This is a genomic window from Bacillus sp. N13C7 (assembly GCF_026790065.1).
Taxonomy (GTDB): domain Bacteria; phylum Bacillota; class Bacilli; order Bacillales; family Bacillaceae; genus Bacillus.
Genome location: NZ_JALAMO010000007.1, coordinates 254,167 through 278,363, shown reverse-complemented (window position 1 = coordinate 278,363; position 24,197 = coordinate 254,167). Strand labels below are relative to the sequence as shown.

The following is a 24,197-nucleotide window of genomic DNA, read 5'->3' as shown; positions in this document are numbered from 1 at the left end:
ATCCCTCTCCTGTAAAATGATCTTCCTATTTATATTGGTCGCAGTTACTTACGATTAAACGGACGTTTTCATGACCGTCAGATACTGATGATGCAAGGCCTTGGCATTTTTTCCGGCATCAAATTGAGCCTGCACGGTCTCATACAAATCATCTGCTACTTCCGGTTTCCATATTTGCTCATGTTCGTACAGAGTGATCGCTTCCGCCAAGGCTTGCGCGGATTTCGGTTTAATCAGCAGGTGCTGATGCTTTCCGAATAAAGATGCCACTCCGCCAACATCTGTACAGATGACAGGGACTCTTAGCGCCAGCGCCTCAATTACGACAGTCGGCATCCCCTCACTGTAAGAAGGAAGCACGAATAGGTCTGCCGCAAGCAAATAGTCTCTTACCTTATGATTCGGCACTTGGCCTGTGACGATATGCCCCTTCTGCATTATCATTGATTTTGCGGGACCGTCTCCGACAAAGACTGCCGTAGGAGGTTCCTTCAGCGATTCGATCGCTTCAGACAGTTCAAAAATGCCTTTCTCCCTGACAAGCCGGCCCACAAAGACAGCCAGACGCTGATCGAGCGGGAGTCCGAGTCTTTTTCTGATTTCTTCTTTCGTTTCCTCATTCTCCTGAAAACGGCTGAGCTGTATGCCAATCGGCAAAACCGAGCTGTCAAAGCCGGAAAGCTTTTTCGTTTCTTCCTGAAGTTTGTGGCTGACTGCTAAAACAGCTGATGCGGAGCCTACCGCACGATTGAAGGCCTTAAATGCCCCTTTGCTGTAGTGCGGATAGACATTTACATCACTGCCATGCAAGGTCAGGACATAAGGAATTCGCGCTGTTTCCGACACGACTGCCGCTGCCCCGCCTGATGGCATGGCAAAATGCGCATGGATCAGATCCGGATGTAAATCGCGCTGTTTCATTGTTTTTAAAACGGCTGATGCGATTCTCCGGTGGGGCTGCGCCCACTTCAGCTGGCCGGGAACTGCTCGATAGAAAGGCCGATAAACCGGTATCCCCTTCCTAATCTCATACTCCGGTCTGGCATCCTTTTTTCGATACGCCTTTTTCAGCATACGGACAGGCGCCGAATGAAAAGGCCTTGGGCATATCACGGTGATATCAATCCCGAGTTTTTGCAGTTCTTGCACCTGTGTCTCATGAAACACACCCTCACCGGGTTTCAGACTGCTCGGGTATACGCTTGTGATCCACAAAATCTTCATGACAAACGTCCTTTTCTTAGTAGTTTGCTTTTCGTTTGAGGGTACGCTTTTACCAAAAGAAAGAGATAGCACAGCGCCCCGGCCGCAACTGAAATGGCCAGCCTCATTTCTGCCTGCAGGCTGAAGTGTTCCGTCCCCAGGCTTACACCAAACGCAATGATGCCCATCGCGGCAGTAATCAGAAACGGCTTCATTATAGACTGGAAATAAGCCAACAGGTTAAGCTTGATGACATATGCCAGGAGCCAGCGCCCGATCATAAAATTGAAAACGCTGATGATGGCGTACACCCATGCGACGGTCTGCAGATTTCCTGTTTGCACAGCTGCAAACAGTGACAAGCCGTACAGCAGCAGCACGCCGGAATCCCAATAAAACGCTAAGTCCGCCCTGCCTTTAGCAAGAAGCACAGATCCATTTGGATTCATGAGCACTCTTAGTATTCCGACAATGGCGAGAACATTGAGGACCGGAACAGCAGCAAGCCATTTTTCTCCGAAAACCGCTGCGACAAAGGCGTCTGACACAGACACGAGCCCGATTAACAGCGGAAACGAGACGAGCGCCAGCATTTTTGTCATATTCAGAAAGCCTTCTCTGATCACGCTGTTTTCATATTTGTTTTTTGCGAAGACAGGGAATGCCACCCGTGTGACAATCGGATTGATCTTTAAAACTGGAATGGTGACAATCTGGTAAGCAAGGTTATAAATCCCCAGCGCTTCAGCACCGATAAACCGGCCGATCAAAATCATATCGATATTCGCGCCCAGCCTGTTCACAAGGCGGGATGAAAGCTGAAAGGCTCCAAAGGAAAAGAACCCCTTCATGCCCCTCAAGTCAAAAACAAGAGCGGGATGCCATTTTTTCCGGTATACGGCCCAATATAAAATCCCTTTACTGGACTGCAGAAGCACTTGAGAAATGACGTATGCCAAAATTGCATCCATCATAAAAACCGCTATCGCTAAATATCCGAAGGACAATACATTTGAAAAAATCTCAATTTTACTTAACGTATTAAAATGAAGCTGCTTTTGCAGCATATACTGATACTGCTGTCCGATTGGCGCGATCAAAAACATAATCGCCAAAATCCGAATCAGAAACACCAGCTCTTCCCTTTGATAAAATCCCGCAATGACGGGGCTGCTCACATATAAAAGAACAAACAGCAGCACGCCGGTCATAATATTAAGCCAATACAATGTTGACAGCTGGCGCTCCGTCGCATCATCTTTCTGAATCAGCGCTGCGCCAAAACCCATATCAAGCACAATCTGGGCGAATACTGTAACTGTTGTGATCATGCCGACGAGTCCAAATTCCGTTAAGGTCATCATATTTCCTAGCAGGGCAAACTGAACGATTTGTATGATTGTAATACACATGGTTGAAATACTTGTCCACTTTGCACCGCTTATGATTTGTTTTGTAATACTTGGCATCATATTCCCTACTTTTTTTTAAGCTCAGATTGATGGTGAATCCAGACATTCAGTTTTATCTTGCACCATCACCTGTCCAAACAACTTTACAAGTTTTTAACATAATTTTTAATTCTAAAGTGAAAGTCAGATTGCGAATGTAATATAAATCAAATATCAGCTTTTCCTTCGGCGTCATATCGTAACCGCCGTTCACCTGAGCCCAGCCGCTCAATCCCGGTTTAACAGCCAGACGCTGTGTAAAGCCTGGAATTTCATTTTGGAATTTTTCCGTAAACACAGGACGTTCCGGACGAGGGCCAATCATGCTCATATCGCCTTTCAGCACATTAAACAGCTGAGGAAGCTCGTCAATTCTCGTTCTTCTGATAAAAGCTCCGATCCTGGTCACCCGCGGATCTTGCTTCTGCGCCCAAACCGCCCCAGACTTCTCGGCATCTATTTTCATGGAACGTAGCTTATAAAGCTTAAATGGTTTCCCGCCTTTCCCTACGCGTTCCTGCGTATAAATGGCAGGCCCCGGCGTCTCCAAACAAATCAATATTGAAAATACCGCAATCATTGGCAGCGCAATCGCCAATCCAATGAGCGCAAACCAAATATCCATTACGCGCTTTACTGCCAAATAACGAGCCGTCTTTTCAGATAATGTAAAAGAATTTATTTGCTGAACTGAGAATTCACGACTCACATTCATGCTTTTCTCTGCACTCACTGACACACACCTCACGATTTGTTTGGGATGTTATGATGACCTATGCCAGTCAGTTTAGCAGACAGATGTTAATTGGATGTAAATGGTATGTTAAGAAGTGTGAATTTGTTATTTTTTCTGACATTTAATCGTAAACTTTTTATTGTTTTAGACACTTTTTTTAATAATTAAGCATATTGTATAAAAAAAGAGACAAACCATTTTCCAGATTTGTCTCTTTTGCGCTGCGAAGCATTTAATATTGAAAATAAAATTTTGATTTAGACGTTAACAGCTTGTATTGAACCTCAACCATTTTACTGAAGAATAACATAGATTTTCGTTCTACGCTTTTTGTGCCCAGAATAATGGCTTGGTTATCCACTTTCGCACTGATTTTATTTTGAGAAGTGTTGATCGCAAATTCAATTAATCGCTCTTTCTTTACATGAGCTAGCTGTTCAAGCAAGCTCTGCACGTTGACTGTCAGTTTCGTACAATGAGGCTCTATATCAATTCGTTTTACCGGTAATGAGATTTCAGACTGTCCGGTATTCACAATGAGTCTTGATTCATTCGGCAAACAGATTTGTTTATCTTTAAATATAAATGATAAATCTTTTGATTCTGTTTCATAAGAAAGTTCAGCTTCTGTGTAAGCATGCTTTTTGATATCAATCGAAAGATTATCATAGTTCATTGTGAAATATGGTCTGGCGCTGAAAACAAACAAAGCGTTATGCCCTAAATACATCGTTTTTGTTGAATACTTGTACGCAGCACGCTTGTTTCCTATTCTTGCCCTTAATTTATAGCCGCCTATTGTTGATTCGATAAAGAAATCCCATACGCCTAAATCTTCTTCAGCAGATGCAAGTTCATCAAACTTGCACTCAAATGTAAATGTTGAATGTTCAAATGAAGCCGGTGAAATGTACTTTTCCGCCTTTGTATCGCGATGAACAAATACTCCCGTCAGAGATTGATTATTATTCAATTCATCATTGACCAATTTGTGTTTAATGGTTCCTTGAATGCTGAGGCTGTTATCGCTAAATTCAATATTCTGCAAGTAATGTTCAAGCTTATTTTTATAATTTACTTTTAATAGTTCTTCAGAAATTGGATATTGCTCTAAGCTCGGATAACGTGCAATTAACTCCCCATTATGTACAGTACAGAACTTTTTAATGTCCTGTTCCTCCCGCTCATACTGGGTTAATCCTTGCAAATCATTATTCCGGATAAACAGCAGCCGCAATTTAATATGCGGAAGCACAAATTGATCAGCCTCTTCAGGCACTGCATGAATAAATGATGACAAGTATTTAAACCATTCAGCTCTTTCTTCATCGGTTTTCATTTTAATCGTGACATTTTTTGTCCGGGAAAAATCAAAATGCCTGTTTAAAAATACGGCCATCAGCTTAATTTTTCTCGCTTCTTCCAGATCACTTGCCTTGATAGCAGAGATAATATCCTCCATTGCTCCATAAAAGTTCTCTGGAGGAACATAAGCAACACTCATATGTTCGCCGTCTCTTTTGACCAGATAGTAATAATCATAGTCAGCTGAAACAGAAATCTTCTTTGCTTTCAAATAAGCGTTCATTGTGAAAACTTGATCTTCCGCTGCTTTTATGTGAGTAGGGAAGGTGATTTGATTTTCTTTTAAAAGTGAGGCTTTAAACAGTTTTTGAGGTCCCAATGTGAATACAATTTTGGAATCAACCAAATCAACATCCGGATTCGTTTCCTTAAACATTGATTTTGGAACACCTCGGCCGTTTATCCCTTTTAACTTTCCTAAGGTAATATCTGATTCATTCTCTTTTGAGAAATTGTACCACCTTAACAATGCTTCATTGCCCAGATAATCATCGGAATCAACAAACAGGATGTATTCACCCTTGGCCATTTTTATTGCATCATTCCGCGGGGCACCTGGTCCGCCTGAATTTACCGTTCTTTCAACAACAACAATATTATCATGTTTCTTTTTATATTGATTCAAAATGTCTAGAGATGAATCCGTAGATTTATCATCAACACATATAATCTCATAATCCTCTTTTGGCATCGTTTGATTAACTAAGCTGTCAAGACATTCGGAAATAAGATCTTCTGAATTATATACAGGGATAACAATGCTTATTTTCATCGATTACCTCACTACCCTAATGGATCGGTTATATTTTTGCCAGATAATTATATCAAAAACATCTGTCAATAAGAATAGGCCAAACCTTAAATCTTGTTAAACTTTTACATAGCATGTACTGTTTAAAAATTTTTCTCATTTTATCGCATAAAAAAGCTTGCCGGCAATTTCTGATGGGTTCTGCCGGCAAGCCGCTATTAACGTATACTAATTTATTCCTTAATAATAGCCGATAATTCCTTCATATATTGCTTGAGCTGCTTTTTCTTGGTACAAAGCACTCTTTAGCTTACTTGCGTCGTTCGCATTTGAAATGAATGCCAGCTCCGCTAAACTGCTCGGCATCGTTGATTCTCTAATGACATGGAAATTCCCGATTTTCACACCACGGTTTTGAGTATTGAGCGCTTTATAGAGTCTGTTTTGTATTTCTGTCGCAAGCCGTTTGCTGTTTTCTGACTCATACTTTGTATAATAGTATGTTTCAGTACCGGTTGCAGCAGGGCTCGCTGAATTGGCATGAATACTTACAAACAGGTTTGCATTATTGCTTTTCGCTTTAGCAACCCGTTCAGAAAGCTCTAAGAAAACATCGGTAGATCTGGCCATAATCGGAATCGCTCCGCCGTTAGACAGTTTGCTGTTTACAAGCTTAGCAACGGCAAGGTTAACATCTTTCTCCTTCAAACCATTACCGACCGCTCCGCTGTCATAACCCCCGTGTCCGGCATCTACAAATACCTTTTTGCCTACAATGACATTTTTCAGCTGGTTCACGACATTGTTAGTAACTGAAATGGTTCCCCCAAGTACAGTGAATGTGTTCTTGCTATTTGATCCGATGACTGTTCTTGTTGCAGTAGGCAGTGAACCGGCATCAGTAAAAAGCATTGGACGATTTTGCTTCGCTGCCAGCACAGAACCCGCTAAGGCATCTGCATATTGATAGCCATTGCTGACAAATGCAGCTTTTGATGATGAATAGTACTTCTTTGCTATATTTGCTGCCACTTCAAAACGGCTGTTTCCGCCGATTCTTGTCGGCGAAGGAAGCTGGCTGTAAACACTTTTAGAGACACTGATTTCTCCTCCGACCACAATAGTCGAGGTTGTTCCTTTGCTGCTCATCGCACTTTTCGTTGGTGCAGGAATGGAGCTTGCAGTTGTCAGAAGAATTGGAATGCCATTACGTGCAGCATAAGAACCGATTGCCAGACTGTCAGCATATGCAGTTCCATTTGCGATTACTGCTTTTGAATTTGAAGATAATTTTTTGGAAATATTTTGAGCAACTTCGTAGCGGCTTCTTCCGCCGATTCGTTCCACAGTGGAAACACCCAATTTTTTAATGTCACTTACAACGTTGTTAGAAACACTGATCGTTCCGCCAATGACGATGACCTTGCTCGGTTTAAGCTGGCTGATTCTTTCTTTAGTCGGCGTAGTCAGTTTAGATGATTCCGTCAATAGAATCGGCGCATTGTATTTATAAGCGAGCGGAGCGGCAGTTAATACATCGGCATATGCTGTTCCATTCGCCACAACAACTGTGCTCGCACTGCTCCAGCCTTGTTTTGAAACATTTACAGCAACCTCATATCTGCTTGCTCCATCCAGCCTTGTCACAGAGTTGGCCGCAAACGCATTTGGTATAAATAGCACGACTCCTAATATCAGCATCGGTATGCTTTTAAGAAAGATCCGCAAAGATAGTCCCTCCAAAGATTGATAATGATTCATACATCAAATAACGAACGAGGGAGGCGTATCGCCTCCCTGGACTTCTATCAATCTTTTAATAGCTTGATAGAGTCGTTCCCGGATAGTAAAAACTTAAAATCGTTGTATATGATTGTCCGGCAGCTGCTCTGGCATTAGCTCCATACTGGCTCATGCCTATGCCGTGTCCGTATCCCTTACCGCTAATGATAAAGGCATTTGTATTGCTTGAGACAGAAGCGTATGTACTCTTCATATTCGAAGCGCCAAGCATTGTCCTCAGCTCTGTTGTCGGCACAGAAATAGTTGCTGTTTTTTCACTCAGGCTGCCACTTGAAAGAATATAGCCATTCGATTTTTCTTTCACGAAATATGAGAAGGTGACGCTTGCTGTTTCCGGCCGCTGACCGGCCGTTTTCTCCGTGCTGAATTTCACACTGGATATTTTCGTGATTTTGATAGACTCGGCACTGCTGTATTTATTTTTAATAAACCAGCTTTTCAAACCGCTCAAATAGGCTGAGTTTGTTTCATTTTTTGAGTTCCACCAGGATCCCGGACTTTTGAGATTCAAGCTGTTTTTATCGAGCTGGGTTTTATTTAATGACAGAGACCAGCTGATTTGCGGGTCATACGTATCTTTTTTGGCGATTAAGTAAGGAAGCTGGCTGCTCCAAACCTCGCCGCTTGCTTCTGTATACCCGCCGTTGCTTGATGAATAAGTAGCTGAAATCAAATTGCCATTGTATTTCAGCACTTTTCCTTTTGTAGCCTCTACTACGTCTGAAGTCTTCGAATTCCAATCATAACCGCCGTATACTTGAAATGCTGTCGTATCTTTCACTTCTTTTCCAGCAGAAGAAATGGAATAGGTTCTGGCCGCAACCGCCTGGGCTTTTAATGCTTCTTTTTGCCAGCTCGCCGGCATCTCATGAGGAACAACACCCTTTAAATAATCTTCAAAAGGTATGTCCACATTGATCGGACGAACATATTTGCCTGACTCAATGGTAAATTTCATGTTTCCGAGATATGGCGTTCCATTCAAACTGATAGAATTTGTCGTTGCATATTTTTTAGGATTTGCTGTGAAAGAAGTTCCAAGCGTTTTGATAGCAGTGCTGCCTTTATAAAGCACCAGGTTTCCGCCTGATAACTTGACTGAATAGCCAGTCCCTGCAAAGGTATCTGCCAGTTTGTTCTTTAGCGTGTCACTGATGGAAATGCTTCCTCCAAGCAGCGCAAATGACTGAGTTCCTTTTGACGCCACTATATCAGCAACTGGCGATGGCAGACTTCCAGATTCAACCAGAAGTAAAGGGCTGCCCTGCTTCGCTGCAAGCACAGACCCCGTCAATGCGTCCGCAAATGTTTGGCCGTTTGACATGAATACCTTTGTTGCTTTCATATTTAATTCTTTTACGATATTGGCTGAAACCTCATATCGGGAAACCCCGCCAATTCGTTTCACAGTCGCCTGCTTTTTTAACGTCGCTTCCACGCCAGTGCTGACACTCAACGGACCGCCGACAATCGTAACCTTGCTCGGAATTTTGTAATCGCTGCGGATGTTATTGTCTCCCGCAAGTAATATCGGATAACCGTTCATTGCAGCATATGGCGCGATTGACAGGGCATCTGTAAAGACCATGCCTGTAGCCACTACTGCCTGGCTGTAATTCCCCATTCGGTCGGCTATGTTTTTAGAAACCTCGTAACGGGTAGCTCCGCCGATCCGATCGATAGAACCATATTTTTTTAATGTATTTTCTACATTTTTAGAAACACTGATCGTCCCGCCAATGATAAGAATATTGTCAGGATTTAGTTTAGCAATTTCGCTTTCTGTTTTAGGTGTTAATGAATCCGCGTCTGTTAACAAAATGGGTGCATCGTATTTTTTGGCAAGCGGTGTTGCTGAGAGCGCATCGGCAAAAGCGTCTCGATTCACAATGACCACTGTCGTCGGATTTGTCCATCCGGCTGAAGCTACAGTATTGGCAACATCAAAACGGGTAGCTCCTCCATATCGCTCTGTATCCGCAATTCTCGAGCCGGGAATTTCATAGCCGCCTGTGATATCGACATCCAAGCTTGACTTGCTGCCTACATAATTACTCAGCTTAACCGAAATGGTTTTATCAGCGGCTTTCGCAGACTCCATTAACGACGGGCATGCAAGAGCTGCCGCTGTAACTGACGATAGAAGCAAGAGCTTCATTTTTTTCAAAACATTGAACCCCCTAAGAAGTTTTTATTACTTCGTTTCAAGATCCTTAAGCATTAATGCGCCATTTGAATCTTTTGTATATTTGACCACAACTTTTTGCCCTTCTGAAATGCTGTTCATTTTGTCCTGAAGGTCTGAACCAACCTGAATCGAAGTCTCTTCACCATCAATAGTGACTGCAATCGTATGGCTGTCCGCCAAACCGGCAAACGTGCCTTCCTTCGTTACAGTCTCTTCAGCAGCCGCATCCTGGCTATCTGAATTTGTTTCTGAACCTGATGAGTTCTCAGCTGTTCCGCACGCAGATAAAAGAAGCAGCATTGAGAACATTAAAATAGCAAGTTTTTTCATTCCTATATCACCTCTCCTCTTTTTATCGACATTTTTAAGCTTATTTTAAGATTTGTTTCAAAACAACGAAAAATTTTTGCGGATTTTCTTAAAATACCGAAACATTTGTTACAAGCAGCCGTCTATTGTAAAGAATCAGACAAATTTTAGTTGTTTTCAAATATTAAGAAACTTATAATCGTACTAGATTACAAAAAAGCGAGGACTTTATTATGAGAGCTGAAAAAAGAAAGAAAAAAAGAAAGGTGTTACTTGTCATATTAGCTATTGTGGCCGTATTTGTACTCGGAACAGGCGGCTATGCATACTACTTATGGCATAAAGCAGCTACAACCGTGGCAAGTATTCATGAAAGTATTGATAAATCTAAAAAGAGGGATACAGAGGTCAACATCAATAAAAAAGACCCGTTTTCCGTGCTAATCATGGGTGTGGATGAACGCGACGGCGATAAAGGCCGTGCCGACACGCTCATTTATATGACTGTTAACCCGAAAACGAATACAACTGACATGGTCAGCATTCCGCGTGACACATATACAAAAATTATCGGAAAAGGCACAATGGATAAAATCAACCATTCATACGCATTCGGTGGCACCCAGATGACAGTCGACACGGTTGAGAACTTCCTCGATGTTCCGGTTGATTATTTCGTAAAAGTGAACATGGAAAGCTTTAGAGACGTTGTTGATACACTTGGCGGCATTACAGTTAACAGCACATTCGCATTCAGCTATGACGGTTATTCGTTCGGCAAAGGAGAAATCACGCTGAACGGAAAAGAGGCACTCGCCTATACCCGGATGAGAAAAGAAGATCCAAGAGGCGATTTTGGCCGTCAGGACCGCCAGCGTCAAGTCATCCAGGGTATTATTAATAAAGGCGCTAATATTTCTTCCATCACGAAATTTGGAGATATGTTTAAAGTTGTTGAAAATAATGTGAAAACGAACTTGACCTTTGATGACATGTGGGATATCCAGTCTGACTACAAAGGCGCGCGCAAAAATATTAAACAGCACGAACTGAAAGGCACAGGCACGAAAATCAATGGAATTTACTATTACCAAGCTGATGAAAGCGCACTTTCAGATATCACAAAAGAGCTGAAGGAAAGCCTCGAAAAGTAAAACAAAAAGAAGCTTCGCACAATGTGCAAAGCTTCTTTTTTATTTGCCTGTAAATGAATCAGGATGTTCTTTCCGATATCCGTAATGAAACAGCAATTCCTCCACAATCCGGCGGGAAGCCTCTCCATCTCCATACGGATTAGAAGCATGAGACATTCTCCGGTATTCATCATCATCAGTTAACAGCTGTTTTGCCAGCTGATAAATGGTTTCCTCATCCGTCCCTGCAAGTTTCAGCGTTCCCGCTTCCACTCCTTCAGGCCGTTCCGTCGTATCGCGCAGCACAAGCACCGGTTTCCCGAGTGATGGTGCTTCCTCCTGTACGCCGCCTGAATCTGTCAAAATGAAATGCGATTTTGCCGCAAAGTTATGGAAATCAATGACTTCCAAAGGCTCAATCAGGTGCACTCTGTCAGAATTGCCGAAATGCTTCTGAGCCGCTTCACGGACAACAGGATTCAGGTGCACAGGGTAAACGACCTGTACATCGTTAAACTCCTCAACAATTCTGCGGATGGCCTTGAACATGTTTTCCATTGGCTCGCCCAGATTTTCCCGGCGATGCGCGGTCAGCAGAACCAGTTTATCCTTGCCCACCTGATCGAGGACAGGATGTGAGTAACCATCCCTAACCGTTGTGCGGAGTGCATCAATTGCTGTATTGCCCGTTACAAAAATAGAGTCGGCCTTTTTATTTTCTTTTAATAAATTGTCTTTCGCCTGGCCTGTCGGCGCAAAATGCAAATCAGCAATCGCCCCTGTCATCTGGCGATTGAGCTCTTCCGGAAAAGGAGAATACTTATTCCCCGTACGGAGCCCGGCTTCCACATGGCAGACAGCAATTTGATGATAAAAGGCAGCTAGGCTTCCGGCAAACGTCGTCGTCGTATCACCATGGACAAGTACAATATCAGGCTTGATGTCTTTAAACAGCTCATCCAATTTCACAAGGGCGTTGGACGTAATCTCTGCCAGCGTCTGCCGCTCCTTCATAATGTTCAAATCGAAATCAGGCTTGATGTCAAACGCATCTAAAACCTGATCAAGCATTTGTCTGTGCTGGGCAGTGACCGTGACATAGGAATCTATTTCAGGATATTTTCTCAATTCAAGCACAAGCGGTGCCATCTTGATCGCTTCGGGCCTGGTCCCGAAGACGGTCATGACCTTTAGTTTTTTCATATTTGTCACCTGGTTTCTTCGTTTAACGGGCTGTTAGATAAAATTTGGATTGGTCTGATTGTATAAATAGATCTACTTTCTTCTTTATTTTAAAGCACCATAGCTTTTTTTCAATATTTTTACTGCAAAAATAAACGCTGACATCCTTTTTGGGAACCAATGTCGTTATGTATGAATTGATGGATAAAACGATATTGGTGTTTTGTAAATGAGCCGGGGCAAATTTTTGTTCAACGAGATTCCTGTCAACCTGTATCACTGTCCCGTCAGCGGAACTGATTTGTTTTTTAATTGGGATTAAAAACTCTTGGTTATTGAATTCAAGCAATAATAAAGATTGCTTCGGAAAAAACAATTGGCTTCCAGGGAATACAAATGTTAAATACTGATCCGAATCATCATTTCTGAATTCAACTTTCAGAACTTCCTGCTTTCTTATCTCCACCGACAAATTATCGTATGTTTTTGTAAAGTACGGTCTTGCGCTGAAAGCATACTCCCCGTTATTCCCAATATATTTAGCATGCTTTGAATAGGGATATTTTTCTCTGCTGCTGCCAATTCGGGCGCGTTTTTTATAACCGTCAATCTCTGATTCAATAAAGAAGTCCCAAACTCCAATATCTTCTTCATTAACGGCCAAATCAGCAAACTTCGTGAGAAATTCAAATTCCCCGTCCTTGGCATACACCGGAGAAATGATTTTTTCAGTTTTTCTATCACGGTGCACCCAAATGCCGGATAAAGTTTGCATAGCTTGATGCTCTGATTGTAAGGCCGAGTGGGTAACCGTCCCTTTTAATGAAAAAGTGTTGTTCTTCATTTGAAATTCGCTTACGTAATGACTGATTTTGTTTCTGTCATCAATGATCCGTTCGTTCTCTGCTAAATGATACGGGATAAGGCTGGGATAATCTGCTATGATATGACCATTTTTAATTGACGTAAATTGAGTCATATTTTCTTTATCCGCCTCAAATTGCTTCAAACCCTTTAAGTCATTATGACGCACAAAATATAATTTTAACCGCGTATGAGAATGAACAAGCTTGTCAATTTCCCGCGGAATATTTTGTTCAACAAAATGATGCAGCTCTGTCATCCATGTTTGCTGCTCCTTTTCGTCCTCGATTGTTACGGTAAAGTCCGTTGTTCTGGAAAAGTCAAAATGACGATTTAAAAACTTCGCCATAAACTTCTTTTTGCCAGTATGAGATAAACGGCTCTCCCAAATCATATCTATGATGGCCTTCATAGCGCCGTAGTAGCTTTGGGGCGCAACATATGCAAATGTCATATGCTCGCCGTCATGCTGTACGGCATAGTAATAATCATAGTCGGCCAAGACAGAAATTTTGTCCGCTTCTAAATAAGCTTTCATGACAAATACCTGATCCTCTGTGGCCTGTATATTGGAAGGAAAATATATGTCATGCTCTCTTAGCAGTGAAGTTCTAAAAAGTTTTGTCGGGCCAATTGAGTAGACAAGTGGAGATTTAACAAGATCCGCCTCAGGTTTTGTTTCCTTAAAAATAGCTTGCGGTACCGATCTGCCATTTACACCGACCATTTTTCCAAGCACAATATCTGAATCGTGCTGTTTTGCAAATTGATACATTCTCTCAAACGCTTCAATTCCTATATAATCATCGGAATCAATGAAAAAAATGTATTCACCGCCGGCAGCACGTATGGCTTGGTTTCTTGGTTCTCCTGGCCCCCCCGAGTTTTCCTCTCGTTCAATAACCGTTATATTAGAATACTGTTCACTGTACTTTTTTAATATTGAAACCGTGCCATCCTGAGAACAATCATCTACACAAATAATTTCGTACTCATTATTCGGCATGGTTTGTTGAACCAGACTATCCAGGCAGCGGGAGATAAAATGTTCTGAGTTGTATGTGGGTACTGCTGCAGTAATTTTCAACATGACACCTCTATCCTTATCCGCTTCTATTTCTTCACAAAAGCTCATATAATGAACAAAAAACGTATAGAAATGTATTATTTCGTCATTTCAAATACTTCTTCCCATCTTTCAAACAATCGGTCTTCACTATATTGTGTATCCATTAAGTTCTTTGCATTTTTTCCATATTGAATGGCTTTCTCTGGGTTGTCGTACAAATAAATGATACTCTCAGCAAGCATTTCAATATCATCAGGTTCTACAAGCATTCCCGTTTCGTGTTCTTTTATAAGCTCTCTCGGGCTGTATTTCACATCAAAACTGATAACAGGGGTTGCGCACGAAAACGATTCACAAATGGCAAGACTGAACCCCTCAAATTTTGATGTTAATAATGTGGCAAGCGCCTGCTGATAAAACGGCGCAGGATTTGCAATATAACCTTTTAAATGTACATTATCAAGCCGGAGATCATCAATCAGTTGCTGGTATTGCTCGTGGCCAGGACCGCTGCCGTAAATATTAAGGACAACTTCAGGACGCGCTTTTTTTACGATTTCCATTGCTTTTATGACTTTATCGATCCCTTTTTCCTCATGATATCTGGCCACCATGACAAATTCGTTTTTCTTTTTTTCATACGTTTGTAATTTTTTAAGCCTTCTTGGAGCATGAGGAATAACAAAAATATTATTGTTCGACTCAAAATCTTTCATGATATCTTCTTTTTGTTCATTCGTTAATACGATCAGCCCGTCATAATCGTTAATATGCTCCATTGCGTATTGATGATTTTTCCGGACTTTGCTGCCTAACGTGTATGGATAATCTAAATGATTTGAATGGACACAGTAATATCGTTTTGCCAATCCTTCACGCATTTCATTTACTTTAGAAGCACTTCCGACCCCATCACAGATAATAATAGGGTCTTTTTCCTTTTCACATAGCTTCTCAAGCCAGTGTGTATGAAACGCATGCTTGTTTTTGAAAGAGACAGCTTCCTTCTCATCTCGTTCAAACAGCATAACTCCCTGGCTGGCTCCCGTATGAAAATGATACCATTCCGTAAGATAACAGAAACCGTCCGGTGCTGTGTAGTGAATTTGATTGATTTTTCCGCTTCTCGTATCGAATAATACCGTTTTATTTACATAAGCGTCACGAAAGTATTCTCGCTTTGTCATCTGCATATTTTCATTGAAGTGATCTACATATAAAAGGTTATCCGACTCATCCCACTTTTTCCTTTTTATATATAAACCGTTCTTGAAGTATTCCGTTTCTGATTTTTCCTCATTATGATACATGGCATAGGGTTCTTCAAAGCGATTGCGATTTTGTTCATAATAACTTTGTTGTGCATTCCCGACTTTTATATGCTTATGCTGATTTTTATAGTCATCATAAATATTGAGGATATTTACATCAGCATGCAATCTTCCTGCGTTCTTCAGCTCTTTCTCAATCTGGTCATAATTCTCTTTATAATCAAGTGTGACCAAATCGATTTTATGGCCGCGCTCCGCAAATGTATAAGATCTTGACATCATAGAGCTTGTAATGCCGCCTTTTTCAATGTCTATTTCATATATTAGTGAAAAGATCCTTCTCATCTTCAAGCTCCTTCTTCTGGTAAAGCTTCTCTACTATTTCCTTGTAAACAGCCGGTTCATTAGTTTTCTCCGAAGTCCCTCGGCCGTCTGGACACGCAAATAATTATTTTCTACTGTTAAAGTCAATTGCCAGCCTGAAATGCTTTGTTCTGATGATGAAATTTTCTTTAGATCGGTTACGCGTACACCCGATGCAAAGAAGCTATTATCCCACTCTGAACAGAGATACAATTCGATCATGGACAGCTGATCTAATACTGAATGAACACGAAGAGTGCCGCTTACAGTAAATATCAGCTCTTCCTCATTGCTTACGCTTACTGTTGCATTAAACGTACTTTCAGTACCGCTCTTCTTATTTTTTACTTTCCAATACATTTTGTGACGGCCAACAGAATGGGTTGGAACGTCGCCTTTAAATTCGACCTTGGCTGACAAATATAAATCAGATCTTGATTGCCATTCTGCCGTTAACAGCTCAACATTCATATCTTTCAATTGATTGTTGAAAGGCACCTGATCAATTAATTTGCCCACAAAACGTTTGCGGGTAAAAGGCTCTTCAGAAACGTAATAAATATTTGTGCGAGGCCCCGTTTTTTCAATCGTGTCATGATATCTCTTCAATGAAGGGACCACGAACGCATCAAGATGGCTTATTTCCTTTTCAGGGCTGTCCAACATCACATTTGTCTCTATAAAACCTAAATACATAGAAGGATATTCAACTGAAAGAGATTTTAGTGTTGTATATATTTCCACTTCAGAAGTTAAAAATAAATAATCCGTTTCCTTTATCAAACGGCTCAGAAAATAATGTGATAGTTCATCTTCTGAATACAACACACTGACTATATTCTCTTTTTCGTCAAAAATGACAATTTTTTCAGTCGTGCCATCATTCTTATACCATTTGGTCATATAACAGGTGCCGTCTGCTCTTACATAAAGATGCTGCTTCGGTTTGTTAGCCTCCAGATCCATGTACATTAAACTGTGTACATAGCCGGATGAATCGTATTCTTCTCTTTTAAACCTTTGCCTGTTTTCGTTAAAGTAGTCAATAACAGCAAGTTCTCCTGATGCTGTAAACCTTTGGTATTTGATATAACGCCCATTTTGGTAATACCGGTAAATGGGCTTGTTCGGTTCTTGAATATATGTTAAACCTTCCTGTTCAATCGGATGCTTGATTTTATCTTTCTGAGGTTCAGATCCTTTAAAATAGCTGTACATATTGATAACAGCTGCATCTTTAAAAGAAGAAGGCCCATTAGGCTCATGATGTAAAGTGACAATTTCCATTGGATAATTCCAATCGATTGTATTGATATTAAACTTTTTTGCAGCATTCAGTCCTGTGCAAACATATGCTAATTTTGGGATAGAAACCTTAATCGTCATCATCTATTTATACCTTTCGAAAAAATTCGTACAGTCACATTTTCAGAACTACATTATATCATTTTTGCTGTGCTGGCTCTAGAGATGAAAAAGCAGTTACTCTTCTGGAATTTTTCGAGTCCGCGTAAACTGTCTTATCTATCAATTGATGTTAATTTTTTGTATTTCCTTAATCTAAAGTCACTGAATTGACTCTTGTTTAATAATGGTTTTTCTTATATGATTAAATGTGTTTAACAGAATGAAAATAGGGTATTGATGAGAAAAGAAACTCAAACATTTTAAATACTCAGCATTCAATAAAGCTGAACCCTAAATCTGTTCTTAAGGAAGGTGCTTTGAAATTGAAAAAAGTACGTAAAGCCATAATCCCTGCCGCAGGTCTCGGAACGAGATTCTTGCCGGCTACGAAAGCAATGCCGAAAGAAATGCTTCCTATCGTTGATAAGCCTACCATTCAATACATAATTGAAGAAGCTGTTGAAGCCGGTATTGAGGATATTATTATCGTAACAGGAAAAAGCAAGCGTGCGATTGAGGATCATTTTGATTACTCTCCTGAGCTTGAAAGAAACCTAGAAGAAAAAGGAAAAACTGAACTTCTTGAAAAAGTGAAAAAAGCTTCTAACCTGGCTGACATTCACTATATCCGCCAAAAAGAGCCTAAAGGACTCGGACACGCTGTCTGGTGCGCACGCAACTTTATCGGTGATGAGCCGTTTGCTGTTCTGCTTGGAGACGATATTGTACAGGCAGAAACACCAGGGTTGCGCCAATTAATGGATGAATACGAAAGAACACTTTCTTCTATTATCGGTGTTCAGCAAGTGCCTGAAGATGAAACACACCGCTACGGCATTATCGACCCGCTGACAAGTGAGGGCCGCCGTTACCAGGTGAAAAATTTCGTTGAGAAGCCGCCTAAAGGCACTGCACCTTCTAACCTTGCCATCTTAGGCCGTTACGTATTCACACCTGAGATCTTCATGTACTTAGAGGAGCAGCAGGTTGGCGCCGGCGGTGAAATTCAGCTGACAGACGCCATCCAAAAACTGAATGAAATTCAAAGAGTGTTTGCTTACGATTTTGAAGGTAAGCGTTATGATGTTGGTGAAAAGCTCGGCTTTATCACAACAACTCTTGAGTTTGCGATGCAGGATAAAGAGCTTCGCGAGCAGCTCGTTCCATTTATGGAAGGTTTACTAAACAAAGAAGAAATCTAAACAAAAAGGCTATTGGAGATTCCTCCAATAGCCTTTTCTTATTTCGACATCAGGGTCAGCGTATGCTCTTCATTATCAACTGTAAAAACCCGATCGTCTGTATTCACAAGAAAACGATTTTTACTGCTGTCATACAATACATCGGTGTCACTCAAAGATAGTGACGCCGGAGTAACGGGAGAAATATTATGAAAGATTAGCTCTGATGCTTTATCATTCTCCAGCACATAGCTGATTTTTTCATAATCAAAATCTAACGTTTTTCTGCCGTCAGCTGTATCTCCTTCAGTATATCCATTCAATTTCGATTGAATGCTGGCACTGCTGTCTCCCAAGAATTTCAGGAAGTAATCATAGGAAGATGCTGCATTTTGCGTGACATAAGGCGTAAAGGCAGCAGCCTGCACTTCAGCATATTTCACGTTTGTTTCAACAGCCTTCTTTTTCACAAAATAAGACTGACCGTCAAACTTTATTTTCGCTGCTTGTTTGCCTTTTGCAGCTACTGTCACCTCGGTACCGAATGGCAGTGTAACGTCAGCTTTCTGTTTCAAATCCTGGTCCTTATAAACAGACGCTTTTTCATCTGCTATAAACCCTTGCTTATTGACTGCGGTTAAACGTTCCTCTGACTTGCCCTTAGCATTGCCATGATGATTCTTCACTTCATTTTGCGGTATAGCGCCAAACGAAGCAATTGTACGAAGCGGGGCATTAAAGAACATCGTTCCTGCCATGAATACAGTCAGGATAGACAAAATAGCAATTTGAACCGCATTAGCCAATGATTTCGGCTTTTTCTTCTTATTGCGGAAACGGGCAAACACTTCAGGATCTTCTTTCTTACGTTCTTCCGTTTGCTCTTTTTTATATGTTTCTTTTTCTTTTTTCGACAGCTTATTAAACCAATCAATGAACGCTTTATACTCTTTGACAACCGTTTTTGTCTCATCAAACATGCGAAGCTCGCCGTAGTGCATCCAAGCGACGCGGTCACACATCTTTTCAATCTGGCCGATGGAGTGGCTGACAAAGAAAATGGTTTTTCCTTGCTTTTTAAACTCATTTATTCTGTCTACACACTTTTGATAAAACGTTTGGTCCCCTACAGAGAGCGCTTCGTCAATAATTAAAATGTCAGGGTCAATATGAACAGAAATTGCGAAACCGAGACGTGATTTCATCCCGCTGGAATAGTTTTTAACCGGCTGATTAATAAAATCGCCAATCTCGGCAAATTCCACAATGCTGTCATACATCTCGTCAATTTCTTTATTGGTTAACCCCATCATCAAACACTTAAGCCGGACATTGTCCCGGCCCGTTAATTGGTTATTTAAACCGGCAGCAATCGCAATCAGCGACGGCTGGCCGTTCATTTCAATTTCACCGCTGGTCGGCGGAATAATTTTAGCCAGCAGGTTAGACATGGTCGATTTCCCTGACCCGTTTATTCCTACAAAACCGATTGTCTCTCCCTCATACACGTCAAAGGAGACATTCCGCACAGCAAAAAAACCATTATCCTTAGCCGGAAAAAACAATCCTTTAATCTTGTCCGATTGTTTTTTATACAAATGATACTGCTTTGAAACATTTCGAAACGAAACTTTTAGTTTCATCGTACAATCTCCTTACGTATTAAAGAAAGTCAACAAACTTGTCTCTGAATTTCATATGCAGGATAGAACCTACTAACAATAAAAGGAATGTGAACAACCAAAAGTACAACGTGTACTTCATATCTTGGAAAAACCATTTTCCATCTAAGAAGCTGTTCCTGAATCCTTCTATCAGATAAAAAATCGGATTCAGCTTAAGCACAGGCAGAAGGTTCGGGTGATTTTTCCCGAGCTGCTCCGAGATATTCCAAAAAATTGGAAGTAAAAAGAACAATAATCTGGTTACGGCCTGCAGCAGAAATTGATAATCTCTGACAAGCACACTGATTGTAGAGTTAAACAAACTAAATGAAAACATAAATACAATCATGCAGATCAAATAGTAAATATATTGTATCCAATGCAAGCTAGGGTAAATACCGCTTGCTAACAAGACTATGACATAAACACCCATCATTACAAAATAACTAAATAAATTTGAAGCAATCACAACAGAAGGCAGTGAACTGATCGGAAAATTCATTTTCGCAACCATATTGATCCGCTTAAACACACTGTTTGATCCATCAAGAATGGTCGGGCTAATAAAGAACCACGGAATTAACCCAGCCAGCATCCAAACAATAAAAGGCACTTCTCCGATACCTGTTATGATCGGCTTGCTGTTGCGAATCCCCATACCAAATACAAACCAGTACGCCAGCATTTGAATGAGAGGATTTAAAAACTGCCATAATACACCAAGATAATTCATCTGATACTGAGACTTTGTCTCATACGAAGCCAAGCGCAAAATTAAAGGAAACGATGTCACTTGCTCTTTTACGATTCTTACTAATGCATTCATTGTTTATCTTCCTTAGACTTAAATGATTTTTTGGATCTTTCGGTTAAAGAAATTTGAAAGCACCGGTGAATATTGTAACAGATATTAAGTTTTTTTTCACATTGTAGCTGTCTAAATTTAATGTATAGAAAAAGCCGACAGATTTAATCCATCGGTTTTTTCTACAATGTTCTTATCTATTTGCTCTTTTTACAGTGTTTAAGATCGTATTATAGATACGTTCATTATTTTTATCATCTTTAAATTTAAAGATCTTCTTAGAATTCTCTTTAAATTGCTTATCTATTTCAAAGTTTCTATGACATATCTCAATTATGTTATTTACAACAGTTTCTTCTTCTGATGCAACTATTCCAATGTCTTCAGATTTAATCTCATTTACTCTGATGGAATGATTATCATAAGGATCAAATTGATAAAAAACAACTGGTTTATTCATAAACAAAAAATCAGCAGAAACAGATGAATAATCTGTAACCAATAAAGAACTTTCTCTAATCAAATCAGATACTATTGCATTATTTTTGGTTAAAATTTCAATCTGTGGATGATCAACATTGAAATTTTTTATATACTTCTGCATTTGATAATGTATATAAAATTTGACTTCAATTCCCTTATCCTCTATCATATTAAGGAACTTCTCATTTTTAAGCAAATTCTGGTAAGAGAGGAAGTACTTAGATTTCAAAAAGTTATGTTTATTCATTTGAACTAAACTTCTTCTCCAGGTCGGCATAACTAAAATCTGGTCTTTATTTGATTTATTTTTTGACAGCCTATCGAACCTCGAAAGACCAGTTACGACAACTTCATCACTATTGTAACCTAGGGTATTAAGTATAATCTCTTTTTCTTTTTCTGAACTGCTAATAACGAGATCTTGATTATACTTCTCTTTATGCAAATAAGGTGAAATGTTATACATAATTAAACCATGTTGCAGACAGATATTATATTTGTTGCTTAAAACTTTTTTATAATACTTGTTATACACCTTTAAAGGCCATGGATACAAACCTTCTTGAAATGTCCATGCACTTATATATGCATTAGCTAAAAACATATATAATTTATGTTTAAAACTGGAGTGATAAAGTATATTTCCTAAGCGTTTTACCTTTTCAGCATGCGGGGAACCTTTTTCAATAATATAAAAGATTTTTTTATCTGGATGATTTGTTCTACAATACTCAAAGAAGGCGTATCCATTGTCTTCAGCTTGATCAAATCTCTCTCCGACTAACCATACATCTTTTCTATATAACAGCTTCACTATATATGTAAAAGAAATAAGAAGATATTTATATAGCATCTGCTTGATATGGCCGAATTGATACTTTAAGTCTCTCAAAGGCTTCGTTAATTTCCAAGATAACGATTTTTCAAACAACGGAACTCTCGCAAAATAAGATTTATAAGTTCTTGATTGATTGAACCAATGTCTTTTACTCTTTAACAATTTCATAAACTCTGTTGCTTCATAATAACAATTTTTCTGGATCAATTTAACAAAGGTTCCATAACCTACTTCATTAAAGTTATAAATCTCCTCTACCTTAACAATTTCACTTATCTTTTTTATTGTATCGTACGCAACCCTATGATCTTTATCAAGTAAATTATTCAAAAAAACATTCGTATCTACATAAGACATTAATGTTTCCAATATCAGTTCTCCAAATTCCGTAAGAAATTGCTCATTATTTAAGCTGACGATTTTTTTAAAAGATTGGATATGACACTGATAACTATATTCTATAAATTCATTATCTACAAAACACTCTCCCAAATAATCCATTTCAATATTCTTTGTATCTTGCTCAAAAAAGAATTGAACTAAATTATCACGATTAAAAGTATTTTCTGAGAAGAAACCGGTCTCAACCAAATATTGTTTTGGCATTATCCTCGAAGCAATTATATTTTCATATAAATTGTTATTTAACAATCTATATGCTTTTATTACAGATACCCCATTTATATTCATCTTTTCAGAAAGTCTTTTCAATAAATTTGAATCATAGCGATATTCAATATTTGAAAGGAATATATACTTTCCTTTACTCAATGAAATATTAAAATTTTTACTACTAATTAAATGTACATTCTCATCTAGATTTTGATCAGCTATATCATTGTCGTCTACAACAAAAAATATCTCCAAGCTATTCCAATTCATACTTTGACCTTTAACAAAATCAATGTATGTTTGCATTAAGTTGTTATCTTGGGTGCCAACAGGAATCAATAATGTAGTTTCAATCACTAACCAATTTCTCCTTAATTTTATATTTCAACTTAGTTGCTTTTATTTTACTTCTGAAGATTTTAGTTATTCTCCAAGATAGTGAGTTTTTGATGGCTTGCTGCCGCTTAAACATTTTTTGCAATTCTATTCCTGTATTGTACCACCATCTTCTTGAGACGATCATAGAATTGTATTCTAAAGCTTCTAGTAAGAAATTTTTTTCAATCAAACTAAGTAAAGGTTTCTCAATAGAAAAATATTTTCCGGTAATATCAGGGTTAAATCCTTGTACAACAGGTCTAATCATTTCAAATATCTCAAGCCTCTCAGTTACAGACATGTTGTTGAAATCAGGATCACAAATTTTCCACAATAGAGACCTAAAAGCATTTATTTGAAAATAAAAGTATTCTTCTTCATTTAAAAATTCTTTTATTTTTAATGCAGCAGTTACATCATTTTTTAGGGTATTTTTAATATTTTGCTGTGTCAACGATAGATTGTTTGCATCATTTCTTGTCCTATAATAATAAATATACTCAGGTATATAACTGAACTTTTCGGCTTTTGTGAAGAGAGCCATATCATAAATTTTATCTTCCCCATTTCTCATACCCTCTGGAAATAAAATATTATGTTTTTTTAAAAAACTTGTTTTTACTAATTTTAAGTAGACAGCTGTTTTTACTTGAAGGAAAAATGGAACAGTTTCAATATTTACATTATTATAATGCTTATGCATAAAATAATTTTTAAATGTTATATGTTCATGTGTATTTCCAGTTTCATCATTAAAGCTTAGCATTTTGCCCATAACGAAATCTGATTTGTTTTTTTCCATGACCTTATATAATTTTTCATAAGCATCTTTTGGAATGTAATCATCAGGATCTAAAAATATAATATATTCACCTTTAGCTTTATTAATTCCAATATTTCTTGGTTTTCCAGGTGCTCCGCAGTTTTGTTCCAAATGTATTACTCTAATGTTTATAAACTGCTCGGCATATCGATCTAGAATAGCCGCTGTGCCATCCGTTGAACAATCATTGACTAAAATAACTTCAATTTTCTCAAAACCCAATGTTTGGCCAATTATAGATTGAAGACATTCTTCTACATAGGCTTCCACATTATAAACAGGTAAGACTACACTGATTAATGGATGTTTCAACTTAAT

17 protein-coding genes are annotated in these 24,197 nt (G+C 39.2%); 2 read left to right on the top strand and 15 right to left on the bottom strand.

Features of this window, described 5'->3' with window-relative positions; translation table 11 throughout:
- Positions 1-54: 54 nt before the first annotated feature.
- The 7 genes from tuaC to MOB98_RS09510 all read right to left on the bottom strand — a co-directional run bounded on the left by tuaC (position 55) and on the right by MOB98_RS09510 (position 9,827).
- Complete coding sequence (tuaC, locus tag MOB98_RS09540) at positions 55-1,224, bottom strand: teichuronic acid biosynthesis protein TuaC (RefSeq protein WP_268360515.1); 1,170 nt, start codon at positions 1,222-1,224, stop codon at positions 55-57.
- Positions 1,221-2,672, bottom strand: coding sequence for a teichuronic acid biosynthesis protein TuaB (gene tuaB, locus MOB98_RS09535; protein WP_268360516.1), 1,452 nt, complete (start codon positions 2,670-2,672; stop codon positions 1,221-1,223). The genes tuaC and tuaB overlap by 4 nt, the downstream gene beginning before the upstream one ends.
- A 55-nt stretch (positions 2,673-2,727) precedes the next feature.
- Complete coding sequence (locus MOB98_RS09530; protein ID WP_268360517.1) at positions 2,728-3,387, bottom strand: sugar transferase; 660 nt, start codon at positions 3,385-3,387, stop codon at positions 2,728-2,730.
- 235 nt (positions 3,388-3,622) lie between these two features.
- Positions 3,623-5,527, bottom strand: coding sequence for a (poly)ribitol-phosphate teichoic acid beta-D-glucosyltransferase TarQ (tarQ, locus tag MOB98_RS09525; RefSeq protein WP_268360518.1), 1,905 nt, complete (start codon positions 5,525-5,527; stop codon positions 3,623-3,625).
- 219 nt (positions 5,528-5,746) lie between these two features.
- The gene (locus MOB98_RS09520; RefSeq protein ID WP_268360519.1) at positions 5,747-7,234 is read right to left on the bottom strand and encodes an N-acetylmuramoyl-L-alanine amidase; all 1,488 of its coding nucleotides are present in this window, start codon (positions 7,232-7,234) and stop codon (positions 5,747-5,749) included.
- An 88-nt stretch (positions 7,235-7,322) separates the two neighbouring features.
- Positions 7,323-9,476, bottom strand: coding sequence for a SpoIID/LytB domain-containing protein (locus MOB98_RS09515; protein ID WP_268360520.1), 2,154 nt, complete (start codon positions 9,474-9,476; stop codon positions 7,323-7,325).
- Positions 9,477-9,503: 27 nt separating this feature from the next.
- Positions 9,504-9,827: a hypothetical protein gene (locus MOB98_RS09510; protein WP_151267904.1), complete on the bottom strand. Its 324-nt coding sequence runs from the start codon at positions 9,825-9,827 to the stop codon at positions 9,504-9,506.
- Positions 9,828-10,039: 212 nt separating this feature from the next.
- Between MOB98_RS09510 and lytR the strand changes: the two genes are divergently transcribed.
- Positions 10,040-10,960, top strand: a complete 921-nt coding sequence (gene lytR / locus MOB98_RS09505; protein ID WP_268360521.1) for a transcription antiterminator LytR — start codon at positions 10,040-10,042, stop codon at positions 10,958-10,960.
- Between the two features lie 39 nt (positions 10,961-10,999).
- On the opposite strand, the gene wecB is transcribed toward lytR, so the two are convergent.
- From wecB to MOB98_RS09485, 4 genes are all read right to left on the bottom strand, one after another.
- Entirely contained in the window at positions 11,000-12,142 is a 1,143-nt protein-coding gene (wecB, locus tag MOB98_RS09500; protein ID WP_268360522.1) for a non-hydrolyzing UDP-N-acetylglucosamine 2-epimerase, read from the bottom strand.
- 22 nt (positions 12,143-12,164) lie between these two features.
- Positions 12,165-14,075, bottom strand: a complete 1,911-nt coding sequence (locus MOB98_RS09495) for a glycosyltransferase (RefSeq protein WP_268360523.1) — start codon at positions 14,073-14,075, stop codon at positions 12,165-12,167.
- A 74-nt stretch (positions 14,076-14,149) separates the two neighbouring features.
- Positions 14,150-15,670, bottom strand: coding sequence for a glycosyltransferase (locus MOB98_RS09490; RefSeq protein WP_268360524.1), 1,521 nt, complete (start codon positions 15,668-15,670; stop codon positions 14,150-14,152).
- A 33-nt stretch (positions 15,671-15,703) separates the two neighbouring features.
- Positions 15,704-17,077, bottom strand: a complete 1,374-nt coding sequence (locus tag MOB98_RS09485) for an alpha-glucosyltransferase N-terminal domain-containing protein (protein WP_268360525.1) — start codon at positions 17,075-17,077, stop codon at positions 15,704-15,706.
- 341 nt (positions 17,078-17,418) lie between these two features.
- Here MOB98_RS09485 and galU point away from each other — a divergent pair, with 341 nt between their 5' ends.
- Positions 17,419-18,297 (top strand): UTP--glucose-1-phosphate uridylyltransferase GalU, encoded by an 879-nt coding sequence (gene galU, locus MOB98_RS09480; RefSeq protein ID WP_029316912.1) that lies wholly within the window; start codon positions 17,419-17,421, stop codon positions 18,295-18,297.
- 38 nt (positions 18,298-18,335) lie between these two features.
- Here the strand turns inward: galU and tagH are convergent, their stop codons facing one another.
- The 4 genes from tagH to MOB98_RS09460 all read right to left on the bottom strand — a co-directional run bounded on the left by tagH (position 18,336) and on the right by MOB98_RS09460 (position 24,191).
- Entirely contained in the window at positions 18,336-19,919 is a 1,584-nt protein-coding gene (tagH, locus tag MOB98_RS09475; RefSeq protein ID WP_268367358.1) for a teichoic acids export ABC transporter ATP-binding subunit TagH, read from the bottom strand.
- 19 nt (positions 19,920-19,938) lie between these two features.
- Positions 19,939-20,766, bottom strand: coding sequence for a teichoic acids export ABC transporter permease subunit TagG (tagG, locus tag MOB98_RS09470; protein ID WP_133485789.1), 828 nt, complete (start codon positions 20,764-20,766; stop codon positions 19,939-19,941).
- 172 nt (positions 20,767-20,938) lie between these two features.
- Positions 20,939-23,035, bottom strand: coding sequence for a CDP-glycerol glycerophosphotransferase family protein (locus MOB98_RS09465; protein WP_268362166.1), 2,097 nt, complete (start codon positions 23,033-23,035; stop codon positions 20,939-20,941).
- Complete coding sequence (locus MOB98_RS09460) at positions 23,028-24,191, bottom strand: glycosyltransferase family 2 protein (protein WP_268362168.1); 1,164 nt, start codon at positions 24,189-24,191, stop codon at positions 23,028-23,030. Before MOB98_RS09460 ends, MOB98_RS09465 begins: the two co-directional genes overlap by 8 nt.
- Positions 24,192-24,197: the final 6 nt, after the last annotated feature.

Bases quoted from the DNA above. Each gene is read 5' to 3' on its own strand.
- MOB98_RS09485 (WP_268360525.1), bottom strand. From the start codon at position 17,077: ATGATGACGATTAAGGTTTCTATCCCAAAATTAGCATATGTTTGCACA.
- tagG (WP_133485789.1), bottom strand. From the start codon at position 20,766: ATGAATGCATTAGTAAGAATCGTAAAAGAGCAAGTGACATCGTTTCCT.
- wecB (WP_268360522.1), bottom strand. From the start codon at position 12,142: ATGAAAAAACTAAAGGTCATGACCGTCTTCGGGACCAGGCCCGAAGCG.
- MOB98_RS09495 (WP_268360523.1), bottom strand. From the start codon at position 14,075: ATGTTGAAAATTACTGCAGCAGTACCCACATACAACTCAGAACATTTT.
- tagH (WP_268367358.1), bottom strand. From the start codon at position 19,919: ATGAAACTAAAAGTTTCGTTTCGAAATGTTTCAAAGCAGTATCATTTG.
- tuaB (WP_268360516.1), bottom strand. From the start codon at position 2,672: ATGCCAAGTATTACAAAACAAATCATAAGCGGTGCAAAGTGGACAAGT.
- MOB98_RS09510 (WP_151267904.1), bottom strand. From the start codon at position 9,827: ATGAAAAAACTTGCTATTTTAATGTTCTCAATGCTGCTTCTTTTATCT.
- tuaC (WP_268360515.1), bottom strand. From the start codon at position 1,224: ATGAAGATTTTGTGGATCACAAGCGTATACCCGAGCAGTCTGAAACCC.
- lytR (WP_268360521.1), top strand. From the start codon at position 10,040: ATGAGAGCTGAAAAAAGAAAGAAAAAAAGAAAGGTGTTACTTGTCATA.
- tarQ (WP_268360518.1), bottom strand. From the start codon at position 5,527: ATGAAAATAAGCATTGTTATCCCTGTATATAATTCAGAAGATCTTATT.
- MOB98_RS09490 (WP_268360524.1), bottom strand. From the start codon at position 15,670: ATGAGAAGGATCTTTTCACTAATATATGAAATAGACATTGAAAAAGGC.